This window comes from Pseudomonas sichuanensis, assembly GCF_024749065.1.
Taxonomy (GTDB): domain Bacteria; phylum Pseudomonadota; class Gammaproteobacteria; order Pseudomonadales; family Pseudomonadaceae; genus Aquipseudomonas; species Aquipseudomonas sichuanensis.
The window spans coordinates 3,988,532-4,011,378 of the sequence record NZ_CP087185.1 but is presented as its reverse complement, the minus strand read 5'-3'; the positions used below and the strand labels follow the sequence as shown (position 1 = coordinate 4,011,378).

The 22,847-nt window shown below is 63.9% G+C and carries 18 protein-coding genes; 1 reads left to right on the top strand and 17 read right to left on the bottom strand.

The features are described from left to right. Window positions 1–30: 30 nt before the first annotated feature. The 17 genes from LOY51_RS18215 to LOY51_RS18135 form a co-directional block, all read right to left on the bottom strand. Entirely contained in the window at window positions 31–2,082 is a 2,052-nt protein-coding gene (locus LOY51_RS18215) for a TonB-dependent receptor family protein (protein ID WP_125859390.1), read from the bottom strand. 243 nt (window positions 2,083–2,325) lie between these two features. Further along, on the bottom strand, window positions 2,326–3,795 hold the full coding sequence (gene nuoN / locus LOY51_RS18210) for an NADH-quinone oxidoreductase subunit NuoN (RefSeq protein ID WP_110993942.1): 1,470 nt from the start codon (window positions 3,793–3,795) through the stop codon (window positions 2,326–2,328). 7 nt (window positions 3,796–3,802) lie between these two features. Beyond that, window positions 3,803–5,335 carry an NADH-quinone oxidoreductase subunit M gene (gene nuoM, locus LOY51_RS18205; RefSeq protein ID WP_258642459.1) on the bottom strand — a complete coding sequence of 511 codons (1,533 nt, stop codon included), beginning with the start codon at window positions 5,333–5,335 and terminating at the stop codon, window positions 3,803–3,805. A gap of 43 nt (window positions 5,336–5,378) precedes the next feature. Then, window positions 5,379–7,232 carry an NADH-quinone oxidoreductase subunit L gene (nuoL, locus tag LOY51_RS18200; RefSeq protein ID WP_110993940.1) on the bottom strand — a complete coding sequence of 618 codons (1,854 nt, stop codon included), beginning with the start codon at window positions 7,230–7,232 and terminating at the stop codon, window positions 5,379–5,381. Next, entirely contained in the window at window positions 7,229–7,537 is a 309-nt protein-coding gene (nuoK, locus tag LOY51_RS18195) for an NADH-quinone oxidoreductase subunit NuoK (protein WP_008096201.1), read from the bottom strand. Before nuoK ends, nuoL begins: the two co-directional genes overlap by 4 nt. Window positions 7,538–7,540: 3 nt before the next feature. Further along, window positions 7,541–8,041, bottom strand: a complete 501-nt coding sequence (gene nuoJ / locus LOY51_RS18190) for an NADH-quinone oxidoreductase subunit J (RefSeq protein WP_110993939.1) — start codon at window positions 8,039–8,041, stop codon at window positions 7,541–7,543. Between the two features lie 10 nt (window positions 8,042–8,051). Further along, window positions 8,052–8,600: an NADH-quinone oxidoreductase subunit NuoI gene (nuoI, locus tag LOY51_RS18185; RefSeq protein ID WP_011534620.1), complete on the bottom strand. Its 549-nt coding sequence runs from the start codon at window positions 8,598–8,600 to the stop codon at window positions 8,052–8,054. An 11-nt stretch (window positions 8,601–8,611) separates the two neighbouring features. Next, window positions 8,612–9,619 carry an NADH-quinone oxidoreductase subunit NuoH gene (gene nuoH / locus LOY51_RS18180; RefSeq protein ID WP_110993938.1) on the bottom strand — a complete coding sequence of 336 codons (1,008 nt, stop codon included), beginning with the start codon at window positions 9,617–9,619 and terminating at the stop codon, window positions 8,612–8,614. Beyond that, the gene (gene nuoG / locus LOY51_RS18175; protein WP_258642452.1) at window positions 9,616–12,330 is read right to left on the bottom strand and encodes an NADH-quinone oxidoreductase subunit NuoG; all 2,715 of its coding nucleotides are present in this window, start codon (window positions 12,328–12,330) and stop codon (window positions 9,616–9,618) included. Before nuoG ends, nuoH begins: the two co-directional genes overlap by 4 nt. 133 nt (window positions 12,331–12,463) lie before the next feature. Next, window positions 12,464–13,825 carry an NADH-quinone oxidoreductase subunit NuoF gene (nuoF, locus tag LOY51_RS18170; protein WP_125859387.1) on the bottom strand — a complete coding sequence of 454 codons (1,362 nt, stop codon included), beginning with the start codon at window positions 13,823–13,825 and terminating at the stop codon, window positions 12,464–12,466. Then, window positions 13,822–14,319, bottom strand: coding sequence for an NADH-quinone oxidoreductase subunit NuoE (gene nuoE, locus LOY51_RS18165; protein ID WP_012313767.1), 498 nt, complete (start codon window positions 14,317–14,319; stop codon window positions 13,822–13,824). Before nuoE ends, nuoF begins: the two co-directional genes overlap by 4 nt. Before the next feature lie 2 nt (window positions 14,320–14,321). Further along, window positions 14,322–16,103, bottom strand: coding sequence for an NADH-quinone oxidoreductase subunit C/D (gene nuoC / locus LOY51_RS18160; RefSeq protein WP_125859386.1), 1,782 nt, complete (start codon window positions 16,101–16,103; stop codon window positions 14,322–14,324). A 79-nt stretch (window positions 16,104–16,182) separates the two neighbouring features. Next, complete coding sequence (locus tag LOY51_RS18155; protein WP_008096180.1) at window positions 16,183–16,860, bottom strand: NuoB/complex I 20 kDa subunit family protein; 678 nt, start codon at window positions 16,858–16,860, stop codon at window positions 16,183–16,185. Between the two features lie 9 nt (window positions 16,861–16,869). Beyond that, window positions 16,870–17,283, bottom strand: a complete 414-nt coding sequence (locus tag LOY51_RS18150; protein ID WP_110993934.1) for an NADH-quinone oxidoreductase subunit A — start codon at window positions 17,281–17,283, stop codon at window positions 16,870–16,872. Between the two features lie 380 nt (window positions 17,284–17,663). Beyond that, complete coding sequence (locus tag LOY51_RS18145) at window positions 17,664–18,326, bottom strand: lysoplasmalogenase (protein ID WP_125859385.1); 663 nt, start codon at window positions 18,324–18,326, stop codon at window positions 17,664–17,666. 219 nt (window positions 18,327–18,545) lie between these two features. After that, a complete protein-coding gene (aceA, locus tag LOY51_RS18140) occupies window positions 18,546–19,871 on the bottom strand; it encodes an isocitrate lyase (RefSeq protein ID WP_023630475.1) in 1,326 nt (441 codons plus the stop codon). Between the two features lie 499 nt (window positions 19,872–20,370). Continuing rightward, entirely contained in the window at window positions 20,371–21,135 is a 765-nt protein-coding gene (locus LOY51_RS18135) for a secretin GspD/PilQ domain-containing protein (RefSeq protein ID WP_190306004.1), read from the bottom strand. Between the two features lie 250 nt (window positions 21,136–21,385). Between LOY51_RS18135 and LOY51_RS18130 the strand changes: the two genes are divergently transcribed. Next, window positions 21,386–22,828: a SulP family inorganic anion transporter gene (locus tag LOY51_RS18130; RefSeq protein ID WP_125859383.1), complete on the top strand. Its 1,443-nt coding sequence runs from the start codon at window positions 21,386–21,388 to the stop codon at window positions 22,826–22,828. Window positions 22,829–22,847: the final 19 nt, after the last annotated feature.

The window sequence follows — 22,847 nt, the reverse complement described above, 5'->3', positions numbered from 1 at the left end:
CAAGGCGCGTTTTCAGCGCAGACCGATGGCCTAGCGGAAGCTGTATGAAACGCCCAGATAAGCGGCGAAACCTTCCCCCGGCGTCGAACGGGCGACATCCTTGCCGCCATCGTCATACCCCGGCGTCACTGTCGCTGCGTAGCGCTTGTTGGTCAGGTTGCGCAGGTCCAGCCAGGTCTGCCAGTCACGTTTCGGCGAATCCCAGCCCAGCCGCGCGCCGAGCAGGGCGTAGGCGTCGGCGGGGTAGCTGTTGGCATAGTCCACCTGCACCTTGGAGGCCATCTGCGTATTTACCCCGGCGTAGAAACCGCTCGGCCAGTCGTAGCGCAGTTCGGCCTGGTAGTAGTGCATGGGGATGCCGGGCAGGCGGTTGTCGCCGAACTTGTCGTCGTCGCGGTAGTGGAAGTCGCTGAAGGTATAGGCCTGGCGCAGGCTGAGCTTGCCAGTGCCAGGCTGCTCCCAGAGGGTGCTGTCCAGGCCGGCTTCGACGCCCTGATGCACCGTGGGGCTGGCGTTGAACTCCTTGGGCAGCGCCCCTTGCACGATCTCGACGGCCAGCAGTTCATGGCGAACCTGCGAGTAGTACCAGGCCAGGTCCCATCGGCCCAGCGCCGAATCGCCGCGTGCGCCCAGTTCCAGGGTGGTGGCGGTCTGGTTCTGCATCTCGATCGGCTGGGTCGTCGAGGTCGAGCTCCAGACCAGCGACCACGGGTGCGGCGGCTCCACCGAACGGCTGAGGTTGCCGTACACCTGCAGGTCCGGGCGGATGTCGTAGCGCAGGCCCACGCGCGGTGCGAAGTCCCAGTCGTGCTGGCTGACCTTGCCGCCCGTGGCGGGATAGCTGACGTCGCTCTCGCGACGGGTGTAGATCGCTGCAAGCCCGGTGGTGAGCCACAGGTCGGGGATCAGCTCGAGGTCGTTGCCCACATGCAGCACGGTGTCCGAGCCCTGGTAGCTGAAGTCGCGGCTGCGGGCGCCGAAATTGTCGCCGCCGCTGCGGGCGAACTGCGAGGCACCGCTGTTGGGCAGGTGCTTGGTGGTGCGCCAGCCGACCGTGGTCTTGCTCTCGTGGCCGAACAAGGTGTCGCGACGCATGTAGTTCAGGGTGCCGCTGACATCGGTGTAGGCGACCTTCAGGCGCATCGGGCCTTCGCGCAGGTCCATGGGGAAGTCGTGATAGACCAGCCCGGCCTCCAGGCGCGAATCGTCATCGAGGAAGAAGGTGGTCTTGTTGCCCACCCAGGTGCTGCCCGGCTGCGGGCGGCTGTCGTCGCGGGCCAGGTAGGCGGCGTTGGCCGCGCGCGGGTGGTGCTTGATCTGGTCTTTGGTCAGGCGCCCGGCCAGGTCGTTCTCGGTTTCCCGGTAGCGCAGGTAGAAGCGCGTTTCCAGGTTCGGGTTGAAGCGGTAGCCAAGGTTGGCGGCGATGCCCTTGGCGCTGCCGCTGCTGTGGGCCTGGTAACCGTCGTATTCCGAGTCGGTCAGGGCCACGTAGTAGTCGAGGTTGCCCAGCACCTGGCCGCTGCTGACATGCCGGTGCTGGTAGCCACGGCTGCCGACCTCGTAGCGCACCTGCAAGGGCGCGGCATCGTAGCCGGTATGGGTGACGTAGTTGATCGCCCCGCCGAGGGCCAGCGAGCCCTGGTCGAAGCCGTTGGCGCCGCGCAGCACTTCGGCGCGGCTCAGCCACAGCGGCTCGAACAGTTCATAGGGGGTGCCACCTGGGCCGGTCAGCGGCAGGCCGTCGAACATGGTGTAGACGCCGGAGCCGTGGGCGCCGGGCGCACGGTTGATGCCCGAGCCGCGGATCGACAGCTTGATGCCGTCGTTGCCGGCCGACTGGGCGAACACCCCAGGCTGGTAGGCGAGCACGTCCTGGTTGCTGGCCACCCGGCCCTGGCCCACCTTGTCCATGTCCACCAGGTTGCTGGCGCCGGGGATTTCGCGCAGACGCTCGGCGGCGGCTTCCAGTTCGGATTGCTGCTGGCCCTGGATCAGCACCTGGTCGAGTTCGACGCGGTTGGCGGCCTGGGTGGTGCTGGCGACGAACAGGGCCAGCAGGGAGTAGGGCAGGGTGGGGCGCATGGGGGGCGAGGTTCCAGATCGAGTGCGGGAGTCTGACGCTGCAAAAGGCAGACGAAGCACAGTGGTCGATCTGTAAACCGCAGTCGCTTCTTCGCGGGTAAACCCGCTCCCACAGGATCACCACTGATTGCAAGGTAAGTGGTGAACCTGTGGGAGCGGGTTTACCCGCGAAGAAGCCCGTGATTTCCTTCAGGCAAAAAGAAACCCCGCCGAGGCGGGGTTTCTTTCACATCGTCCAGCCGATCAACCGATCAGTTGCAGGCCAGCCTGTTGCACCATTTCCAGCAGTGGCTGCGGGTACACACCCAGCACGAAGGCGAGAATGGCGATGGCCAGCAGCATCACGCCGCCGGTGCGCTGTTCCCACTTCAGCGGGGCGTCGTGGCGACGCAGGTTCGGCTCGACCAGGTACAGGGTGACCATGACGCGCAGGTAGTAGTACACGCCGATGGCACTGCCCAGCACCAGGGCGCCGACCAACCACCACAGCTGCGACTCGACACCGGTGGCAATGATGTAGAACTTGCCGATGAAGCCCGCAGTCAGCGGGATACCGGCCAGCGACAGCATCATCACGGTCAGTACCGCGGTCAGGTACGGACGGCGCCAGAACAGGCCGCGGTACTCGTACAGGGCGTCGGCGTCACGGCCGGCGTAGGGCGAGGACATCAGGGTGATCACGCCGAAGGCGCCGAGGCTGGTGATCACGTAGGTGACCAGGTACACACCCATGGCTTCCATGGCCAGGCCCTTGCTGGCAACCAGGGCGATGACCAGGTAGCCGAAGTGGGCGATGGACGAGTAACCGAGCAGGCGCTTGAGGTTGCTCTGGGTCAGCGCCAGCAGGTTGCCGATCAGGATCGAGGCCACGGCGATGACCGCCAGTACGGTGCTCAGCACGCCGCTGCTGGCGGCAGGGGAGAGCATGAACAGGCGCACGACCACGGCGAACACCGCGACCTTGCTGGCGGTGGCCAGGAACGCGGCCACCGGCGCCGGGGCGCCTTCGTACACGTCCGGGGTCCACAGGTGGAACGGCACCAGCGACAGCTTGAACGCCAGGCCGACCAGCATCATGCCCAGGCCCAGCTGGGCCAGCAGGCTTGGCATGCTGGTGGCGGCCAGGGCCTTGCCCAGCTGGTCGAAGGTCAGGCTGCCGGCGTCGGCGTACAGCAGGGCCATGCCGAACAGCAGGAAGGCGGAACCGGCGGCCGACAGCACCATGTACTTGATGCCGGCTTCCAGCGAGCGCTTGTTGAAGAACGCATACGCCACCAGGCCGTAGACCGGCACCGACAGCAGCTCCAGGCCGATGAACAGGCCGGCCAGGTGGTTGGCGCTGACCAGCACCAGGCCGCCCAGTGCCGACATCAGCAGCAGCAGGTAAAGCTCTTCACGGTTGCCCGGGAAGCCCTTGGAACCCTCGCCCAGATAAGCATGGGCGAGGGTCACGCAGGCCAGCGTCGCCACCAGCACGATGGCCATGTACAGGCAGGCGAACTTGTCGATGGTGACCAGCGAGGTGACCGCCAGCGGTGCAACCTTGAGTGCCGGCAGGATCGACAGCAGGGCCAGGTTCAGGCCCACGGTGGACAGCAGGAACGTCTGCGAGTGGTTGCGCTTCCAGGCGATCGCCAGCATCACCACCACCGTGGTGATGGTGGTGATCAGCATCGGCGCCAATGCGATGAAGTGTTGAGTGGTGAATTCCATAGCGCTCTTACCGGGCCGAAGCGAGTTGAGTGAAAGCGGAACCGAGCCACTGCTGCACACCGCTCATGGTGGCGGCAGAGGTGTCGAGGAACGGCTGCGGATACACGCCCAGCAGGATCAGCAGGCCAGCCAGGCCCAGCACCATGATCATCTCGCGGGTGTCCATGCCGGCCAGTACGGTGTCGGCCTTGGCCGGGCCGAAGTAGGCGCGGTGGATCATGATCAGCGAGTAGACCGAACCGAACACAAGGCCCGTGGTGGCGATCACGGTGATCCACGGCACGTGGGCGAAGCTGCCGATCAGGATCAGGAACTCACCGACGAAGTTGCCGGTGCCTGGCAGGCCCAGCGACGCGGCGGCGAAGAACAGGCTGATGGCCGGCAGGTAGGCGATGCGGTGCCACAGGCCACCCATCTGGCGCATGTCACGGGTATGCAGGCGCTCGTACAGCTGGCCGGACAGGATGAACAGCGCGGCGGCCGACAGGCCGTGGGCCAGCATCTGGATCACCGCGCCTTGCAGGGCCTGCTGGCTGCCGGAGTAGATGCCGATCAGCACGAAGCCCATGTGCGAGACGCTGGAGAAGGCGATCAGGCGCTTGATGTCGGTTTGCGCGAAGGCCAGGAAGGCACCGTAGAAGATACCGATCAGGCCCAGGGTCATGGCGATCGGCGCAAACTCGGCCGAGGCATTCGGGAACAGCGGCAGGGCGAAGCGCAGCAGGCCGTAGGCCGCGGTCTTCAGCAGGATGCCCGCCAGGTCCACGGAACCTGCGGTCGGTGCCTGGGCGTGAGCGTCAGGCAGCCAGGAGTGGAACGGTACCACCGGCAGTTTCACCGCGAAGGCGATGAAGAAGCCCAGCATCAGCACGTATTCCACGCCAGCCGGCAGTTCGGCCTTGAGCAGGTCGCTGTAGTTGAAGGTCAGCACACCGGTGGTGTTGTAGTTGACCAGCACCAGGCCAAGGATCGCCACCAGCATGATCAGGCCGCTGGCCTGGGTGAAGATGAAGAACTTGGTCGCCGCGTAGATCCGGGTCTTCTTGCCGTCCGACGAACTGTGACCCCAGAGCGCGATGAGGAAGTACATCGGCACCAGCATCATTTCCCAGAAGAAGAAGAACAGGAACAGGTCCAGGGCCAGGAACACACCGACCACGCCGCCGAGGATCCACATCAGGTTGAGGTGGAAGAAGCCGACGTGGCGCTGGATCTCTTTCCACGAGCACAGTACCGACAGCACGCCGAGCAGGCCGGTCAGCAGGATCATCAGCAGCGACAGGCCGTCCAGGGCCAGGTGCACGCTGATGCCGAAGCGCTTGATCCACTCGAACTTGTATTCGAGGGCCCAGTGCGGTTCGGCGCCTGGCGCCGGGGCCAGGGTGTAGTCGCCGTTAGCCCACAGCCACAGGCCGATGCCGAGCAGCAGGGACATGGTCAGCAGCGCGATCCAGCGGGGCAGGGTGGCGCCGAAGCGCTCACCCAGCCAGCACAGGAGGCCGCCGATGAAGGGGATCAGGATCAGCCAAGGCAAAATCATGACGGGTTGGTTTCCTTTGGCAAAGTCGCAAGGTTCTTCATAGTCATACCGCAGCCACTACCACGGCGCCCAGCACCAGCACGGCGCCGACGGCGATCGAGGCGGTGTACCAACGCAGCTGGCCGGTCTCGGTCTTGCTCATGGCGACGTTGCCGCCGCGAGCCATCCGTGGGATCAGGCCGATGCTGCGGTCCACCGGGTCCTTGCGCAGGATGTGGCAGATCAGCAGGTAAGGTTTGACGAACAGCTTGTCGTAGATCCAGTCGAAGCCCCAGGCGGCGAACCACCAGGCCGACAGGACGCGACCGATACCACTGTTGGCGATGCTGCTGACAAAGCGACGCTTGCCCAGGAACAGCAGGGCCGACAACAGGATACCGGCGATGGCGATGGCGCCCGAGGCGATCTCCAGCGAGTGCTTGGCTTCGCCACCGGCGTGGCCGGCGCTCTCAGGCAGCACGCCTGCCAGCGGCGGGTGGATCCAGGCGCCGATGAAGGTCGACAGCACGATCAGCACACCCAGCGGCAGCCAGTGGCTGATGCCGTGGCCGGCGTGGGCTTCGGTCTTGGCTTCGCCGTGGAAGGCGATGAAGATCAGGCGGAAGGTGTACAGCGAGGTCATGAACGCGCCGACCAGGCCGGCGTACAGCAGGCCGGTGTTGCCGCTGGCGAAGGCTTCCCAGAGGATCTCATCCTTGGAGTAGAAGCCCACGGTCAGGATCGGCAAGGCGGCCAGTGCAGCGCCACCGACCACGAAGCTGGCATAGGCCAACGGCAGCTTCTTCCACAGGCCGCCCATCTTGAAGATGTCCTGCTCGTGGTGGCAGGCAACGATCACCGCACCCGAGGCAAGGAACAGCAGGGCCTTGAAGAAGGCGTGGGTCATCAGGTGGAAGATCGCCGCGTCCCAGGCACCTACGCCCAGGGCCAGGAACATGTAGCCGATCTGGCTCATGGTCGAGTAAGCGAGGATACGCTTGATGTCGGTCTGCACCAGCGCGGCGAAGCCGGCCAGCACCAGGGTCACGCCACCGACCACGCCCACAAGATGCAGGACGTCCGGGGCCAGCAGGAACAGGCCGTTGGTACGGGCGATCAGGTACACGCCCGCGGTCACCATGGTTGCGGCGTGGATCAGTGCCGAAACCGGGGTCGGGCCCGCCATCGCGTCGGCCAGCCAGGTCTGCAGCGGCAGCTGGGCCGATTTACCGACCGCGCCACCCAGCAGCATCAGGGTGGCCAGGACCATCCAGGTGTCACCGGCCTGGAACTTCTGCGGTGCCAGCACCAGCAGTTCCTGCACGTTCAGCGTGCCCAGCTGGGCGAACAGGATGAACAGGCCGATGGCCATGAACACGTCGCCGATGCGGGTGACGATGAACGCCTTGAGCGCCGCGTTACCGTTGTTGCGGTTGCTGTAGTAGAAACCGATCAACAGGTACGAGCACAGGCCCACGCCTTCCCAGCCGAAGTAGATGAACAGCAGGTTATCGCCCAGCACCAGGAACAGCATGCTGGCGATGAACAGGTTGGTGTACGAGAAGAAGCGCGAGTAACCGGCTTCGCCACGCATGTACCAGGAGGCGAACAGGTGGATCAGGAAGCCGACACCGGTGACCACGCCCAGCATGGTGACCGACAGGCCATCCACGTACAGGGTGAAGTTCGGCGCGAAGCCGTCCACCGACATCCACTGCCACAGCAGCTGGCTGTACGCACCGCCCTCAGGCGGGGCGACGTTGAACTGCCAGATCACGTAGGCGGCGGTGGCCGCCGACAGACCGACCGAGCCGACGCCGATCAGTGCGGACAGGTTCTCCGAGAACCGTCCACGGGAGAACGACAGCAGCAGGAAGCCGATCAGGGGGAATACGAACGTCAGGAAGATAAGGTTCATCCGCGCATCTCACTGGCAGCATCGATGTCGAGAGTGTGGAAGCGGCGATACAGCTGCAGCAGGATCGCCAGGCCAATGCTGGCTTCGGCGGCTGCCAGGCTGATCACCAGAATGAACATCACCTGGCCGTCGGGCTGGACCCAACGGGCACCGGCGACGATGAACGCCAGGGCAGAGGCGTTCATCATGACTTCCAGGCTCATGAGCACGAAGAGGATGTTGCGGCGGACCATCAGGCCAACCAGACCTAAGCAGAACAGGATGCCGGCGACCGCCAGACCATGCTCGAGAGGGATAGCACCCATGATTTACTCCTTCGCCTCGTTGCGGCCCAGGTGGAAGGCGGTGACGGCTGCCGCGAGCAGCAGCATCGAAGCCAGTTCGACCACCAGCAGGTACGGCCCGAACAGGCTGATGCCGACTTCCTTGGCGCTGACGGTGGTACCGCTGATGGCGGCGCCCGACGGGCTGACGAACAGCACGTACAGCAGCTCCAGCAGCAGCAGGGCGGCGAGGATCACCGGCCCCGCCCAGATGCCGGGCTTGAGCCAGCCGCGTTCCTGGGCGACCGAGGCCGGCCCGAGGTTGAGCATCATCACCACGAACACGAACAGCACCATGATGGCGCCGGCGTAGGCGATCACTTCCAGGGCGCCGGCGAACGGCGCACCGAGGGAGAAGAAGATCATCGCCACGGAAATCAGCGAGATGATCAGGTAGAGCAGGGCGTGCACCGGGTTGGTGCCGGTCACCACGCGAAGCGTGGAAACAACGGCGACACCGGATGCGAAGTAGAAAGCGAATTCCATCTTTCTGTCCTTATGGGAGCAAGCTCTTCACGTTGATCGGCTCGGCTTCGTTCTGCGCAGAGCCTTTCGGCTTGCCAGCGATGGCCATACCGGCAACACGGTAGAAGTTGTAGTCAGGGTTCTTGCCGGGGCCGGAGATCAGCAGATCTTCTTTCTCGTACACCAGGTCCTGACGCTTGAACTCGGCCATTTCGAAATCCGGGGTGAGCTGGATCGCGGTGGTCGGGCACGCTTCTTCACACAGGCCGCAGAAGATGCAACGCGAGAAGTTGATGCGGAAGAACTCGGGGTACCAACGACCGTCCTCGGTCTCGGCCTTCTGCAGCGAAATGCAGCCGACCGGGCAGGCCACCGCGCAGAGGTTGCACGCTACGCAGCGTTCCTCGCCGTCGGGGTCGCGGGTGAGGACGATGCGGCCGCGGTAGCGCGGCGGCAGGTACACGGGTTCTTCGGGGTACTGCAGGGTGTCGCGCTTGCGGAACCCGTGGGAGAACACCATCACCAGGCTGCGCAGCTGGGTGCCGGTGCCCTTAACGATGTCGCCGATATACTTGAACATGGGTCAAATCCTCACTGGGCCGCGACGGCTGGCGTGTTGTAGAGCACGATCGCAGCGGTCACCAGCAAATTGATCAGGGTCAGCGGCAGGCAGAACTTCCAGCTGAAGTCCATCACCTGGTCATAGCGTGGGCGCGGGATCGAGGCGCGCAGCAGGATGAACAGCATGATGAAGAACGCGGTCTTCAGGGCGAACCAGAAGAACGGCAGCTGCGGCAGCAGGTCGAACGGACCGTGCCAGCCACCGAAGAACAGGGTGACCAGCAGCGCCGAGATCAGGATGATGCCGATGTATTCACCGACGAAGAACATGCCCCATTTCATGCCGGCGTATTCGATGTGGTAGCCGTCGGCCAGTTCCTGTTCCGCTTCCGGCTGGTCGAACGGGTGACGGTGAGTCACGGCGACGCCAGCGATGAAGAAGGTACAGAAGCCGAAGAACTGCGGAATGATGAACCACAGGTTTTGGGCCTGGTATTCAACGATGTCGCGCATGTTGAACGAGCCCACCTGCACCACCACGCCCATCAGCGCCAGGCCCAGGAACACCTCGTACGAGACGGTCTGCGCCGAAGCACGCAAGCTGCCCAGCAGGGCGTACTTGTTGTTCGACGACCAGCCGGCGAACAGTACGGCGTAGACCGACAGGCCGGCCATGGCGAAGAAGAACAGCAGACCGATGTTCAGGTCGGCCACGCCCCAGCCCGGGGTGATCGGGATGATCGAGAAGCCGATCAGCAGGGCACTCATGGCCACGACCGGCGCCAGGGTGAAGATCATCTTGTCGACGAAGGGCGGGTTCCAGTCTTCCTTGAAGAACATCTTCAGCATGTCGGCTGCGATCTGGAACATGCCGAACGGGCCGACGCGGTTCGGACCGTAGCGGTCCTGCCACCAGCCCAGCAGGCGACGCTCGACGAAGCTGAGCAGCGCGCCGCAGACCACCACGGCCAGCAGCACCACGATGGCCTTGACGACCTGAATGATCACGTCGATCACTTCGGGGGTGAACCAGCTCATTGTGCTGCCTCCTGCAGGCCTTCGACGGATGCACCGAAGATGGCGGGCGGAATGCCTGCCAGGCCTTTGGGCAACGCAACCAGGCCAGCGCCCAGCTCTTCATTGATACGCAGCGGCAGGCGCAGCGACACACCGGCCACGTTCAGGCTCAGCATCGCGCCGTCGTTGACGCCCAGGCGGTCGGCTTCGGACTTGGCCAGGCCGACGTAGGCGGCCGGGATGCGCTCCTGCACCGGGGCGGCGCGCGAGGAGCTCTCTTCGCTGCCGAACAGGTGGAAGAACGGCACGGCGGTCCAGGTGCCACGGGCCGGGTTGAACGCGCCAGGGATGGCGGTGAACCAGCTCAGGCGGTCGCCTTGAGATTCGATCAGGCGCACGCCCGGGTCACCGGCACGCAGGTGGCCACCGACCTCGTCCTGGAACTTGTTCCAGGCTTGCGGCGAGTTCCAGCCCGGCGACCAGGCGAACGGCACCTGCTGACGCGGTTCGGCCGAACCCGAGTAGCCTTCCATGGAGAAGGCGAACGCGGTGTCCTTGTCCTGCGGGGTACGCGGCTCGTGCACGCTGATGTTGGCGCGCATGGCGGTACGGCCCGAGTAGCGCAGCGGCTCACGGGCCAGCTTCATGCCCTTGATGCGGAACGCGGCGCTCGGTGCGGCGTTGACGATGCCGGCCAGTTGCGGAGCGGCTTCGGCGCAGGCGCTGGTGACGTGATCCAGTTGGGTCCAGTCCACCGGCTTGTTGAGCAGGGTGGCACGCAGGGCGTGCATCCAGCGCCAGCCTTCGTGGATCTGGATGCTGCTGTCCAGGTACTGCGGGTCGAACACCTGGAAGAAGCGCTGGGCACGGCCTTCCTGGCTGACCAGAGTACCGTCGCCTTCGGCGAACGAGGCGGCTGGCAGTACCAGGTGGGCACGGTCGACAGTGGCGGTTTTGGAGTGGTCGGCAACGATCACCACCTTGGCGGCAGCCAGGGCGGCGTCGACCTTGGCGGCCGGTACGCGGGCGTACAGGTCGTTTTCCAGCACGACGATGGCGTCGGCCTTGCCGCTGATCACCGCGTCCAGCGCGGCGTCGATGGACTCACCGCCCATCATCGCCATGCCGAGGCTGTTGGCCTCAGGCACGACCAGGCTCAGCGAGCCGTTCTTCTCGCGCAGCTTGAGGGCCTTGGCGATGTTGGCGGCGGCTTCGATCAGCGCCGGGTCGGCCAGCGAAGTACCGGCGACGATCAGTGGGCGCTGGGCAGCGACCAGGGCGTCGGCGATACGCTGGGCCAGGGCCTTGGCGTCGCTGTCCAGGCCTTCGACGGCCGGGGCGCTCGGGTCGATGGCGTGGGCCACGGCGAAACCGATGCGGGCCAGGTCGGCGGGAGCGGCGTGTACACACTCTTCGGCAACGTCGTCCAGCTTGGTTTCAGCCAAGGATGCGATGAACAGCGGGTACAGCGCGTGCTGGCCGATGTTCTTCACCGCGGCGTCCAGCCAAGGCTGTACGCGCATGGCGTCGGCCATGGCTTCGGCCTTGCCCTTGGTGGCCTGGCGTACGGCCAGGGCGACACGGGCGGCAGTTTGGGTGAGGTCTTCACCGAGCACGAACACCGCGTCGTGGTCTTCGATGTCGCGCAGGGTCGGCACCGGCAGCGGGCTGTTGTTCAGCACGTTCAGCGCCAGGCGCACACGGGCCAGTTCACCGGCTTCCATACCCGAGTAGAAGTACTCGGCGCCGACCAGCTCACGCAGGCCGTAGTTGCTTTCGAGGCTGGCGCGTGGCGAGCCGATACCGACGATGGTGCGGCCGCGCAGCAGGTCGGCGGCCTTGTCCAGGGCGGCGTCCAGCGACAGCTTGGTGCCGTCTGCCAGCAGCGGCTGGCGTGGGCGGTCGCTGCGGTTGACGTAGCCATAGCCGAAGCGGCCACGGTCGCACAGGAAGTACTGGTTCACCGAGCCGTTGAAACGGTTCTCGATGCGGCGCAGTTCGCCGTAGCGCTCACCCGGGCTGATGTTGCAACCGCTGGAGCAGCCATGGCAGATGCTTGGAGCAAACTGCATGTCCCACTTGCGGTTGTAGCGCTCGGAGTGGGTCTTGTCGGTGAACACACCGGTCGGGCAGACCTCGGTGAGGTTGCCGGAGAACTCGCTTTCCAGCACGCCGTCTTCAACGCGACCGAAGTACACGTTGTCGTGGGCGCCGTACACACCCAGGTCGGTGCCGCCGGCGTAGTCCTTGTAGTAGCGCACGCAGCGGTAGCAGGCGATGCAGCGGTTCATCTCGTGGGCGATGAACGGGCCGAGGTCCTGGTTCTGGTGGGTACGCTTGGTGAAACGGTAGCGGCGCTCGTTGTGGCCGGTCATTACCGTCATGTCCTGCAGGTGGCAGTGACCGCCTTCCTCGCACACCGGGCAGTCGTGCGGGTGGTTGGTCATCAGCCATTCGACGACGCTGGCGCGGAACGCCTTGGACTCTTCATCGTCGATGGAGATCCAGGTGCCGTCGGAGGCAGGGGTCATGCAGGACATGACGATACGACCACGGGTGTCGTTCTCGTCGGTGTACTGCTTGACCGCGCACTGCCGGCAGGCGCCGACGCTACCGAGCGCCGGGTGCCAGCAGAAATAGGGGATGTCGAGGCCGAGTGACAGACACGCCTGTAACAGGTTGTCCGCACCGTTGACTTCGAGCGCTTTGCCGTCTACGTGGATAGTGGCCATTGTTCAAAGTTCTTCGTTGGCCCGCGTGAGCGGGCGTGGCTAATGGAAATCGGTGAGCCTGCGGCCAGCCACGAGTCGTTCGGGCCGGCCAGCGGGCTGGCGGATGGCACGGACCATCCGCTGTTTCATCTTGTTATGCGCCGACCACGATCGGCTTCGCCAGGTTCGGGCGCAGGGTGCCAGCGCTTTCTGGCGCCACACCGGCCTCGAACTCCGAGCGGAAGTATTTGATGGCACTGCCCAATGGCTCGACGGCACCTGGTGCGTGAGCACAGAAGGTACGGCCTGGGCCGAGGAAGTTGACCAGACCCAGCAGGGTCTCGATGTCTTCGGCGCGGCCCTGGCCTTTCTCCAGGGCGCGCAGCATCTTCACGCTCCACGGCAGGCCGTCACGGCACGGGGTGCACCAGCCGCACGATTCGCGGGCGAAGAACTCTTCCATGTTGCGCAGCAGCGAAACCATGTTGACGCTGTCGTCCACCGCCATGGCCAGGCCCGTACCCATACGGGTGCCGACCTTGGCGATGCCACCGGCGTACATCTGCGCATCGAGGTGCTCGGGCAGCAGGAAGCCGGTACCGGCGCCGCCTGGCTGCCAGCACTTGAGCTTGAAGCCGTCGCGCATGCCACCGGCGTAGTCTTCGAACAGCTCGCGGGCGGTGACGCCGAACGGCAGCTCCCACAGGCCAGGGTTCTTCACCTTGCCGGAGAAGCCCATCAGCTTGGTGCCGTGGTCTTCGCTGCCTTCACGGGCCAGCGACTTGTACCAGTCGTTGCCGTTGGCGACGATGGCCGGCACGTTGCACAGGGTCTCGACGTTGTTCACGCAAGTCGGCTTGCCCCACACGCCGACGGCGGCAGGGAAGGGCGGCTTGGAGCGCGGGTTGGCGCGGCGGCCTTCGAGGGAGTTGATCAGTGCGGTTTCTTCACCGCAGATGTAGCGCCCGGCACCGGTGTGCACGAACAGCTCGAAGTCGAAGCCCGAACCGAGGATGTTCTTGCCCAGAAGGCCTGCGGCCTTGGCTTCATCGATGGCGCGATTGAGGTTCTTCGCCGCGGTGGTGTATTCGCCACGCAGGAAGATGTAGCCGCGGTAGGCCTTGAGTGCGCGGGCGCTGATCAGCATGCCTTCGACCAGCAGATGGGGCTGTTGCTCCATCAGCATGCGGTCTTTCCAGGTGTTGGGCTCCATTTCATCCGCGTTGCACAGCAGGTAGCGGATGTTCATGGATTCGTCTTTGGGCATCAGGCCCCACTTCACGCCAGTGGGGAAGCCTGCGCCGCCACGGCCCTTGAGGCCGGAGTCCTTGACGCTCTGCACGATGTCGTCGGCGGACATGTCGGCCAGCGCCTTGCGCGCGGCGGCATAGCCGTTCTTGGACTCGTACTCGGCAAGCCACACCGGCTCGCCGTCGTCACGCAGGCGCCAGGTCAGCGGGTGGGTTTCGGCGCTGCGCGCAATGCGGTTGGCCGGGCCGAAGGAAGTGATGGTCATACGTAACCCTCCAGCAGCTTGCTGACGCCGGCAGGTTGCACGTCGCCAAAGGTGTCGTCGTCGATCATCAGCGCCGGGGCCTTGTCGCAGTTACCCAGGCAGCACACCGGCAGCAGGGTGAAACGCCCGTCGGCGGTGGTCTGGCCGAGGCCGATGCCCAGCTCGCTCTGGATCTGGCTGACCACGGACTCGTGGCCGCCGATGTAGCAGACCATGCTGTCGCATACACGGATGATGTGGCGGCCAACCGGCTGGCGGAAGATCTGGCTGTAGAAGGTGGCCACACCCTCGACGTCGCTGGCAGGGATGCCCAGCACTTCGCCGATGGCGTAGATGGCGCCGTCCGGCACCCAGCCGCGCTCTTTCTGCACGATCTTGAGGGCTTCGATGGACGCCGCGCGCGGGTCCTCGTAGTGGTGCATCTCGTGCTCGATGGCCGAGCGCTCGGTTTCGCTCAGGGCGAAACGGTCGGTTTGGATAAGCGTGCTGTTCATGCTTAGCGGTCCACGTCAGCCATAACGAAGTCGATACTGCCCAGGTACGCGATCAGGTCCGCGACCATGCTGCCTTTGATCACCGAAGGGATCTGCTGCAGGTGCGGGTAGCTCGGGGTACGGATCCGGGTGCGGTAGCTCATGGTGCCGCCATCGCTCGTCAGGTAGTAACTGTTGATGCCCTTGGTCGCCTCGATCATCTGGAACGACTCGTTGGCCGGCATGACCGGGCCCCACGAGACTTGCAGGAAGTGGGTGATCAGGGTCTCGATGTGCTGCAGGGTGCGCTCTTTCGGCGGGGGCGTGGTCAGCGGGTGATCCGCCTTGTACGGGCCTTCCGGCATGTTGCGCATGCACTGGTCGATGATGCGGATACTCTGGCGCATCTCCTCGACACGGACCATGCAGCGATCGTAGGCATCGCCGTTGTGGGCCAGCGGTACTTCGAACTCGAAGTTCTCGTAGCCGGAGTAGGGGCGGGCTTTACGCAGGTCGAAGTCGCAACCGGTGGCACGCAGGCCGGCACCGGTGGTGCCCCATTCCAGGGCCTCTTTGGTGTTGTAGGCGGCGACGCCGATGGTACGGCCTTTGAGGATGCTGTTCTGCAGGGCAGCCTTGGTGTATTCGTCCAGGCGCTTGGGCAGCCATTCGACGAAGTCCTTGACCAGCTTGTCCCAGCCGCGCGGCAGGTCGTGGGCTACGCCACCGATGCGGTACCAGGCCGGGTGCAGGCGGAAACCGGTGATCGCCTCGATCACGGTGTAGGCGCGCTGGCGGTCGGTGAAGGTGAAGAACACCGGGGTCATGGCGCCGACGTCCTGGATGTAGGTACCCAGGAACAGCAGGTGGCTGGTGATGCGGAAGAACTCGGCGAGCATGACGCGAATCACGTCGACTTTCTGCGGCACCTTGATGCCGGCCAGCTTCTCCACCGCCATCACGTACGGCAGGTTGTTCATCACCCCGCCGAGGTAGTCGATACGGTCGGTGTAGGGGATGAAGCTGTGCCAGGACTGGCGCTCGGCCATCTTCTCGGCGCCACGGTGGTGGTAGCCGATGTCAGGGACACAGTCGACGATCTCTTCTCCGTCCAGCTGCAGGACGATACGGAAGGCACCGTGGGCGGACGGGTGGTTCGGGCCAAGGTTGAGGAACATGTAGTCCTCGTTGGCGCCCGAACGCTTCATGCCCCAGGCTTCGGGGTTGAAGCGCGCCGACTCTTCTTCAAGCTGCTGCTTGGCGAGCGTGAGGCTGTAGGGGTCGAACTCGGTGGCACGGGCCGGGAAGTCCTTGCGCAGCGGGTGACCTTCCCAGGTCGGCGGCATCATGATGCGGGTCAGGTGCGGGTGGCCGGCGAAGTCGATGCCGAACATGTCCCACACTTCACGCTCGTACCAGTTGGCGTTGGGCCAGATACCGGTGACGGTGGGCAGGTTGAGGTCGCCTTCGCTCAGCGACACCTTGATCATCACGTCGCTGTTACGTTCGATCGACAGCAGGTGGTAGAACACGCTGAAGTCGGCAGCCGGCAGGCCGCGGCGCTGGGTGCGCAGGCGCTCGTCCACGCCGTGCAGGTCGTACAGCATGCTGTACGGCTTGGCGACGTTGCGCAGGAAGGTCAGGATTTCTTTGAGCTGGGCACGCTTGACCCACAGTACCGGCATGCCGGTGCGGGTTTCCTGGGCGACGAAAGCGTCGGCGCCGAATCGGTTGTGCAGTTCGACGACCACATCCTGGTCGTCAGCCTTGTAAGGCGGAATATAAATAGCGTTGTCCGCTGTCATGGTCTCGGTCGCTTTGGGTCAACGTTAAGAATGAAGCCAGGCCGCCGGCTCCTGGGGGAGCGGGCGGCAGGTCGCTGGATCAGACTTCGTCGGGGCTGCGCAGGTTGGTTACCGCGATACGCTGTTCGCGACGCAGGTCTTTCTGGGCAGGCATCTCGGCACGGTAAATGCCTTGATCGCCGACAACCCAGGAAAGCGGGCGTCGCTCCTGGCCGATCGACTCCTGCAGCAGCATCAAGCCTTGCAGGAATGCTTCGGGGCGCGGCGGGCAGCCAGGCACGTACACGTCCACGGGGAGGAACTTGTCGACCCCTTGAACGACCGAGTAGATGTCGTACATGCCGCCGGAGTTGGCGCACGAACCCATGGAGATGACCCACTTGGGCTCAAGCATCTGCTCGTACAGGCGCTGGATGATCGGCGCCATCTTCACGAAGCAGGTACCGGCGATGACCATGAAGTCGGCCTGACGCGGCGAGGCCCGGATGACTTCGGCGCCGAAGCGGGCGATGTCGTGGGGTGCCGTGAAGGCCGTGGTCATTTCCACGTAGCAGCAGGACAGGCCGAAGTTGTACGGCCAGAGGGAGTTCTTGCGACCCCAGTTGACCGCGCCACGCAGCACATCTTCGAGTTTCCCCATGTAGATGTTCTTGTGGACCTGGTCCTCTAGCAGCTGATCGGTGACGGTTTCCCGTTCACCGACCGGGTACTGCTCGTTGGGCGCATCCGGATCGATTCTGGTGAGATTGTATTGCATGCCAAAGCCTCATTGTTTCAGCTTCGCTTGCCGCTTGCGGCGACCTTCGGGAGCCCAATCGAGCGCCCCGACGCGCCATAGGTAGACAAGACCTGCCAACAGAATTGCTATGAAAACGAGTGCTTCGACGAATCCGGTCCAGCCGCTTTCGCGGACGGACACAGACCATGCATACAGGAAGAGGGCTTCGATATCGAAGATCACGAACAGCATCGCGACCAGATAGAATTTGGCGGACAGACGCAGGCGAGCGCTGCCGACGGGCAGCATGCCGGATTCGAAGGGTTCGTTCTTGGCGCGGCCCCAGGCCTTGCTACCGAGCAGGCTGGACAGGCCGAGCATGAAGGCGCACAGGCCGACGACACCCAGGAGGAAGATGGCAAAGCCCCAGTTGTGGGCCATGAGTCCTGCCGAATCGGACATGCTAGAAATCCTTATACAGAGACCCAGCTCTGAAGTCTGAAATAAGTAGAGCGGCGACGCGGTGTCGCAGGCGCAGTGACCAAATGTCGCAGCTGAATCAATCGCGCTGATTTTATGGGTAAACCCGGTGCAAGTAAAATTTCCGTTGCAAATTTATTCGTAGGTTTAAGAACAAAAACCGTTCGTAACTGGCTGAAACCCTTGAGTTTCGGGCATTGCGTGCGGTTTTGTTAATTATGTTTCTTACCCGGCGTAATGACGACTTAGCTGTGTAATGATAATTAATATCATTTGGATTGAGCTGTATTGATTTAGCAGTTCTGAGCCTTGCAAAGTTCATTGGGCGGCCTCGCCACTTGCAAATGCGAAAAATGCTCGTTCTAACAGCTTCCAATCTCACGCGTACCGCTCTGGATCAATGGTTCGGAGCTTGGGGTGCGAATCACCGAGGCGGCGATCAGCCACTGGCCGAGCCAGTAGAGCAGGATGATCAGGTACTGTGCGGCGGCAAACGGGCTGACGAAGCGGTCGATGCCGATCAGGCTGTCGGAGAATACGAAGGCGCAGGCGCCCAGTGCTGCGACGCCACCACAGGCCAGGGCGCGCCAGAGCATGCAGCCGATCGCCAGGGCATACAGCGCCACTGGGATCAGCAGTGGGCCCAGGCCGTGGCTGGCGAGCAGGCCGAACAGCGAGCCGCCTACCAGCAGTGCGAGTGCCAGTGAGGGATAGGCTGGGCGCTGGGTCAGGTTGCAGTAACCGCGCAGGTAGGCGAGGTGGGCGCACAGGAACGCGGCCAGGCCGAACACGAACAGGTCGCGGGGGATGGCCAGGAGGATGTCGCCAAGTACCGAGAAGGCCAGGCCGATCATGATCCAGCGGCGGTAGGGGGTGGCGGGCGTGGTGCTCAGCCAGGCGATCAGGGCGAGCACGGGAATGGGTTTGACCAGCAGGCCGAGCAGGGCGTTACCGCTGGCCAGTGCATATAGATAGCAGGCGGCGGCTGCGATGGCGATCAGGATCAGGTGGCTTGGACGGGGCATGGGCGGTCCTTGCTGCTGGGTAGACACAAGCATAGACCTGAACGCGGAGAATGCTTGTGCCGGCCCTTTCGCGGGTAAACCCGCTCCCACAGGTGCTGTGCCGGGCTCAGGGGGAGTGCCGATCCTGTGGGGGCGGGTTTACCCGCGAAGAGGCCGGTGCAGACAAAAGAAAGCCCAGGCTCCTGACGGAGTCTGGGCTTCTTGTTCAGCTCACACCAATCAGTGGAACTGTTCTTCCTCGGTCGAACCAGTCAGTGCGGTCACCGACGAAGCGCCACCCTGAATCACGGTGGTCATGTCGTCGAAGTAGCCGGTGCCCACTTCCTGCTGGTGCGCCACGAAGGTGTAGCCTTTGCTGGCGTCGGCGAATTCCTGCTCCTGCAGCTTCACGTAGGCGGTCATGTCGTTGCGGGCGTAGTCGTGCGCCAGGTTGAACATGCCGTGCCACATGTTGTGGATGCCGGCCAGGGTGATGAACTGGTGCTTGTAGCCCATGGCCGACAGTTCGCGCTGGAACTTGGCGATGGTGGCGTCGTCCAGGTTCTTCTTCCAGTTGAAGGAAGGCGAGCAGTTGTACGACAGCAGCTGGTCCGGGTATTCCTTCTTGATCGCTTCGGCGAAGCGACGGGCCTCGTCCAGGTCCGGCTTGGCGGTTTCGCACCAGATCAGGTCGGCATACGGCGCGTAGGCCAGGCCGCGGGAGATGGCCTGGTCGAGGCCGGCGCGGACCTTGTAGAAGCCTTCACGGGTACGGTCGCCGATCACGAACGGCTGGTCGTACGGGTCGCAGTCGCTGGTCAGCAGGTCGGCGGCGTTGGCGTCGGTACGGGCCAGGATGATGGTCGGTACACCGGCAACGTCGGCGGCCAGGCGGGCAGCCACCAGCTTCTGTACGGCTTCCTGGGTCGGTACCAGTACCTTGCCGCCCATGTGGCCGCATTTTTTCACCGAGGCCAGCTGGTCTTCGAAGTGCACGCCGGCGGCGCCCGCTTCGATCATGTTCTTCATCAGTTCGTAGGCGTTCAGTACGCCGCCGAAACCGGCTTCGGCGTCAGCCACGATCGGCGCGAAGTAGTCGATGTAGCCTTCGTCGCCTGGGTTCTTGCCGGCTTTCCACTGGATCTGGTCGGCGCGACGGAACGAGTTGTTGATGCGCTTGACCACGGTCGGAACCGAGTCGACCGGGTACAGCGACTGGTCGGGGTACATCGATTCGGCCGAGTTGTTGTCGGCGGCAACCTGCCAGCCGGACAGGTAGATGGCCTGGATGCCGGCCTTGACCTGCTGCACTGCCTGGCCGCCGGTCAGGGCGCCCATGCAGTTGACGAAATCTTTTTCTGGGCGGAAGGACGGGTGGGCACCTTGGGTGACCAGCTTCCACAGTTTCTCTGCGCCCTGGCGAGCCAGGGTGTGCTCCGGTTGCAGCGAGCCACGCAGGCGAACGACATCAGCGGCGGTGTAGGTACGGGTCACGCCTTTCCAGCGCGGGTTTTCGGCCCAGTCTTTCTCGAGGGCTGCAATTTGCTGTTCGCGTGTCAGTGCCATGGAAATAAACCTCGTCGCATCGATCTTGAGTGTAATTGTGCTGATGCTCGACAAACGCGGGTCAGAGGGCCGGGCGGCTGTCCTGTTCGGGGGAGTGCGGCGGCGAACGCAGAAGGCTCGAAGGGGGAAGGGTGTGCAGGCCGGGCGAAGGCGTGCGCTGCAGGTTGGCTCGTGGATGCCGTGCTGCGGTGCTACGCGATTGCTGATGACTGCGGTGATGCGCTTCCGTCCCTCGGGACAACTTCTTCGTTGCAGTCGCAATCCCGTCGAACCGCCTTGTGGGCCGTATGGACACGAAGCGCCTGCGCTGGTGGTGTGCAGGGCGCTCCGAAGACCCTTGCCAGGGCCTCTGATTAGCGGGAGCGAGGCCATCATGCCTTTGCCAAAAAGTGCCTGTCAACGATTTTGTAGTGCTTTTTTCTGGTTACTACATCTTTGGTCTAATGCGACTTGCTGGTCAGTTTCAAGGCCTTTGGTCGAGGCCTTGAATTGCCTGGGATCAGTCAAGAAGGTCGACTTTGACACGCAAAGTCATATTTTCCCCGCGCTGGGTGCTGTAGCTGAGGCTTGACGCACTGCGCTCGGCCTGGCTGTCCTGGTTGTAGCCTGCCAGTGTGATCCACTCACCCAGCCTGCCGGTGACCGTCGTGTCGGTGCTTTGCACTTTCACTACATCGGCACGTTCCTGGCTCATTCGGTCATTATTGCTGCTGATTTGCAGGCGTACGGTGTCACCGGTCAGGCGTGGGGTGACGTAGAAACCCTGGGTGACATTGCGGTATTGCGTGTCGCTCTGGATGCGCCCGTAGCCGTCGGTGGAGGTGCTGGTGATGGGGATGCTCTGGCCCACCTGGATCAGCGCCGGTTGCCCTTCGCTGGCCTGGATCTGCTGCAGGCCGCCTTCGCGGTTGGCGGTGCCGTAGTGGATTACCCGCGCATTGCCGCGGTTGTCCTGGAAGTTGCTGTCGTTGTTGTCGACGCTGATCAGCAGGCGCTTGGGTGCGGTATCCAGTTGTTGCAGCAGGGTGCGCAGGTCGTCGATGCGCTCCTGGCTGGCATTGACGATCAGCTTGTCCTCGAAGGAGCTGACGCTACCGTCCTTGCCCAGGAACGACTGGGCGGCGGGCAGCAGCTCGGCGCTGCTGCGGTGTTGCAGGGGGATGACCTCGGTGGCGGCCTGGGCGGTCAGGCTGGCGGCCAGCAGCAGCGAGGCAAGGAGGGGGCGTAGCGGCATGTCCATGATCTCCGCGGGTGGAATGAACATGATGGCAAATTTGTCGGCATCTTGCCGGGCCTGGATCACAGGGGTGTGAAAGGTTGCGGCTGTTGCTGGCCGCTGTCAGTCAATTTACGTAACATCGCCCCCAAATTTCAGTCTCGCCCCTCAAGGCAACACATGTCCTGTGGGAGCGGGTTTACCCGCGAAAGCGTCAGGGAATGCCCCATCGCATTCGCGGGTAAACCCGCTCCCACAGGGCAGGGCGTGCTGCCTTAACTTCCTGTACAGGCCCCCCATGAAACCCGCTCGCCTACGCGCCGACCTGCTCGCCGGCCTCACCACCTCGTTCGCCCTGGTGCCCGAGTGCATCGCTTTTGCCCTGGTGGCCCACCTCAATCCGCTTATGGGCCTGTACGGTGCGTTCATCATCTGTACCCTGACCGCGCTGTTCGGCGGCCGCCCGGGGATGATCTCCGGCGCCGCCGGCTCGATGGCGGTGGTGATCGTCGCCCTGGTGGTGCAGCACGGCGCCCAATACCTGCTGGCCACGGTGCTGCTGGGCGGGGTGGTGATGATCCTGTTCGGCGTGCTGCGCCTGGGCAAGCTGGTGCGCCTGGTGCCGTACCCGGTCATGCTCGGTTTCGTCAATGGCCTGGCCATCGTCATCGCCCTGGCCCAGTTGGAGCACTTCAAAGAGGGTGAGCGCTGGCTCAGTGGCACGCCGCTGTACCTGATGATCGGCCTGGTGGCCCTGACCATGCTGGTGGTCTACATACTGCCCAAACTGACCCGTGCGGTGCCACCGGCGTTGGTGGCGATCCTCGGCGTCGGCCTGCTGGTGTACCTGGTCGGCTTGCCCACCCGCACCCTCGGCGACATGGCGCACATTGCCGGCGGCTTGCCGCAACTGGCCTTGCCGGACGTGCCGTGGAACCTCGAGACACTGAAGATCATCGCGCCCTATGCGCTGCTGATGGCCATGGTCGGCCTGCTGGAAACCCTGCTTACCCTCAACCTCACCGACGAAGTCACCGAGAGCCGTGGCTACCCGGACCGCGAGTGCGTGGCGTTGGGGGCGGCCAACATGGTCTCGGGCCTGTGCGGCGGCATGGGCGGCTGCGCGATGATCGGCCAGACCGTGATCAACCTCAGCTCCAACGGCCGTGGGCGGCTGTCGGGGGTGGTGGCCGGGGTGATGATCCTGCTGTTCGTGCTGTTCCTGTCGCCGTTGATCGAGCGTATTCCGCTGGCGGCTCTGGTCGGGGTGATGTTCGTGGTGGCCCAGCAGACCTTCGCCTGGGCCTCGTTGCGGGTGCTGCGCAAAGTGCCGGCGAGCGATGTGCTGGCGATCATTGCGGTAACGGTGGTGACGGTGTTCACCGACCTGGCCATGGCGGTGATGTTCGGTATCGTCATCGCCGCGATCAACTTCGCCTGGCAGCATGCGCGTGAACTGTACGCCGACAGCCATGTGGATGCGGCGGGCGACAAGCATTACCAAGTGCATGGGACGTTGTTCTTCGCCTCGACCACGCCGTTTCTCAATCAGTTCGACCCGGCCAATGATCCGGCCCAGGTGACCTTGGATTGCCAGCATTTGAGCTTTGTCGATTATTCGGCGATCGCGGCGCTCAAGACCTTGCGCGAGCGGTATGCCAAGGCAGGCAAGCAGTTGCGGGTGGTGCATCTGTCCGAGCGTTGCAAGAAGCTGCTGAAGCGGGCGGGTGAGCAGCACTGAATCATCGCGGGGCAAGTCG

What these genes read in the sequence shown, in the direction of transcription:
- nuoF (WP_125859387.1), bottom strand. Translation starts at nt 13,825, where the DNA reads ATGACCATCACTTCCTTCGGCCCGGCCAACCGCATTGCGCGCAGCGCC.
- nuoE (WP_012313767.1), bottom strand. Translation starts at nt 14,319, where the DNA reads ATGAACAGCACGCTTATCCAAACCGACCGTTTCGCCCTGAGCGAAACC.
- nuoI (WP_011534620.1), bottom strand. Translation starts at nt 8,600, where the DNA reads ATGTTCAAGTATATCGGCGACATCGTTAAGGGCACCGGCACCCAGCTG.
- aceA (WP_023630475.1), bottom strand. Translation starts at nt 19,871, where the DNA reads ATGGCACTGACACGCGAACAGCAAATTGCAGCCCTCGAGAAAGACTGG.
- LOY51_RS18215 (WP_125859390.1), bottom strand. Translation starts at nt 2,082, where the DNA reads ATGCGCCCCACCCTGCCCTACTCCCTGCTGGCCCTGTTCGTCGCCAGC.
- nuoN (WP_110993942.1), bottom strand. Translation starts at nt 3,795, where the DNA reads ATGGAATTCACCACTCAACACTTCATCGCATTGGCGCCGATGCTGATC.
- nuoK (WP_008096201.1), bottom strand. Translation starts at nt 7,537, where the DNA reads ATGGGTGCTATCCCTCTCGAGCATGGTCTGGCGGTCGCCGGCATCCTG.
- nuoC (WP_125859386.1), bottom strand. Translation starts at nt 16,103, where the DNA reads ATGACAGCGGACAACGCTATTTATATTCCGCCTTACAAGGCTGACGAC.
- nuoJ (WP_110993939.1), bottom strand. Translation starts at nt 8,041, where the DNA reads ATGGAATTCGCTTTCTACTTCGCATCCGGTGTCGCCGTTGTTTCCACG.
- LOY51_RS18150 (WP_110993934.1), bottom strand. Translation starts at nt 17,283, where the DNA reads ATGTCCGATTCGGCAGGACTCATGGCCCACAACTGGGGCTTTGCCATC.
- LOY51_RS18145 (WP_125859385.1), bottom strand. Translation starts at nt 18,326, where the DNA reads ATGCCCCGTCCAAGCCACCTGATCCTGATCGCCATCGCAGCCGCCGCC.
- nuoH (WP_110993938.1), bottom strand. Translation starts at nt 9,619, where the DNA reads ATGAGCTGGTTCACCCCCGAAGTGATCGACGTGATCATTCAGGTCGTC.
- nuoG (WP_258642452.1), bottom strand. Translation starts at nt 12,330, where the DNA reads ATGGCCACTATCCACGTAGACGGCAAAGCGCTCGAAGTCAACGGTGCG.
- nuoM (WP_258642459.1), bottom strand. Translation starts at nt 5,335, where the DNA reads ATGATTTTGCCTTGGCTGATCCTGATCCCCTTCATCGGCGGCCTCCTG.
- LOY51_RS18135 (WP_190306004.1), bottom strand. Translation starts at nt 21,135, where the DNA reads ATGTTCATTCCACCCGCGGAGATCATGGACATGCCGCTACGCCCCCTC.
- nuoL (WP_110993940.1), bottom strand. Translation starts at nt 7,232, where the DNA reads ATGAACCTTATCTTCCTGACGTTCGTATTCCCCCTGATCGGCTTCCTG.
- LOY51_RS18130 (WP_125859383.1), top strand. Translation starts at nt 21,386, where the DNA reads ATGAAACCCGCTCGCCTACGCGCCGACCTGCTCGCCGGCCTCACCACC.
- LOY51_RS18155 (WP_008096180.1), bottom strand. Translation starts at nt 16,860, where the DNA reads ATGCAATACAATCTCACCAGAATCGATCCGGATGCGCCCAACGAGCAG.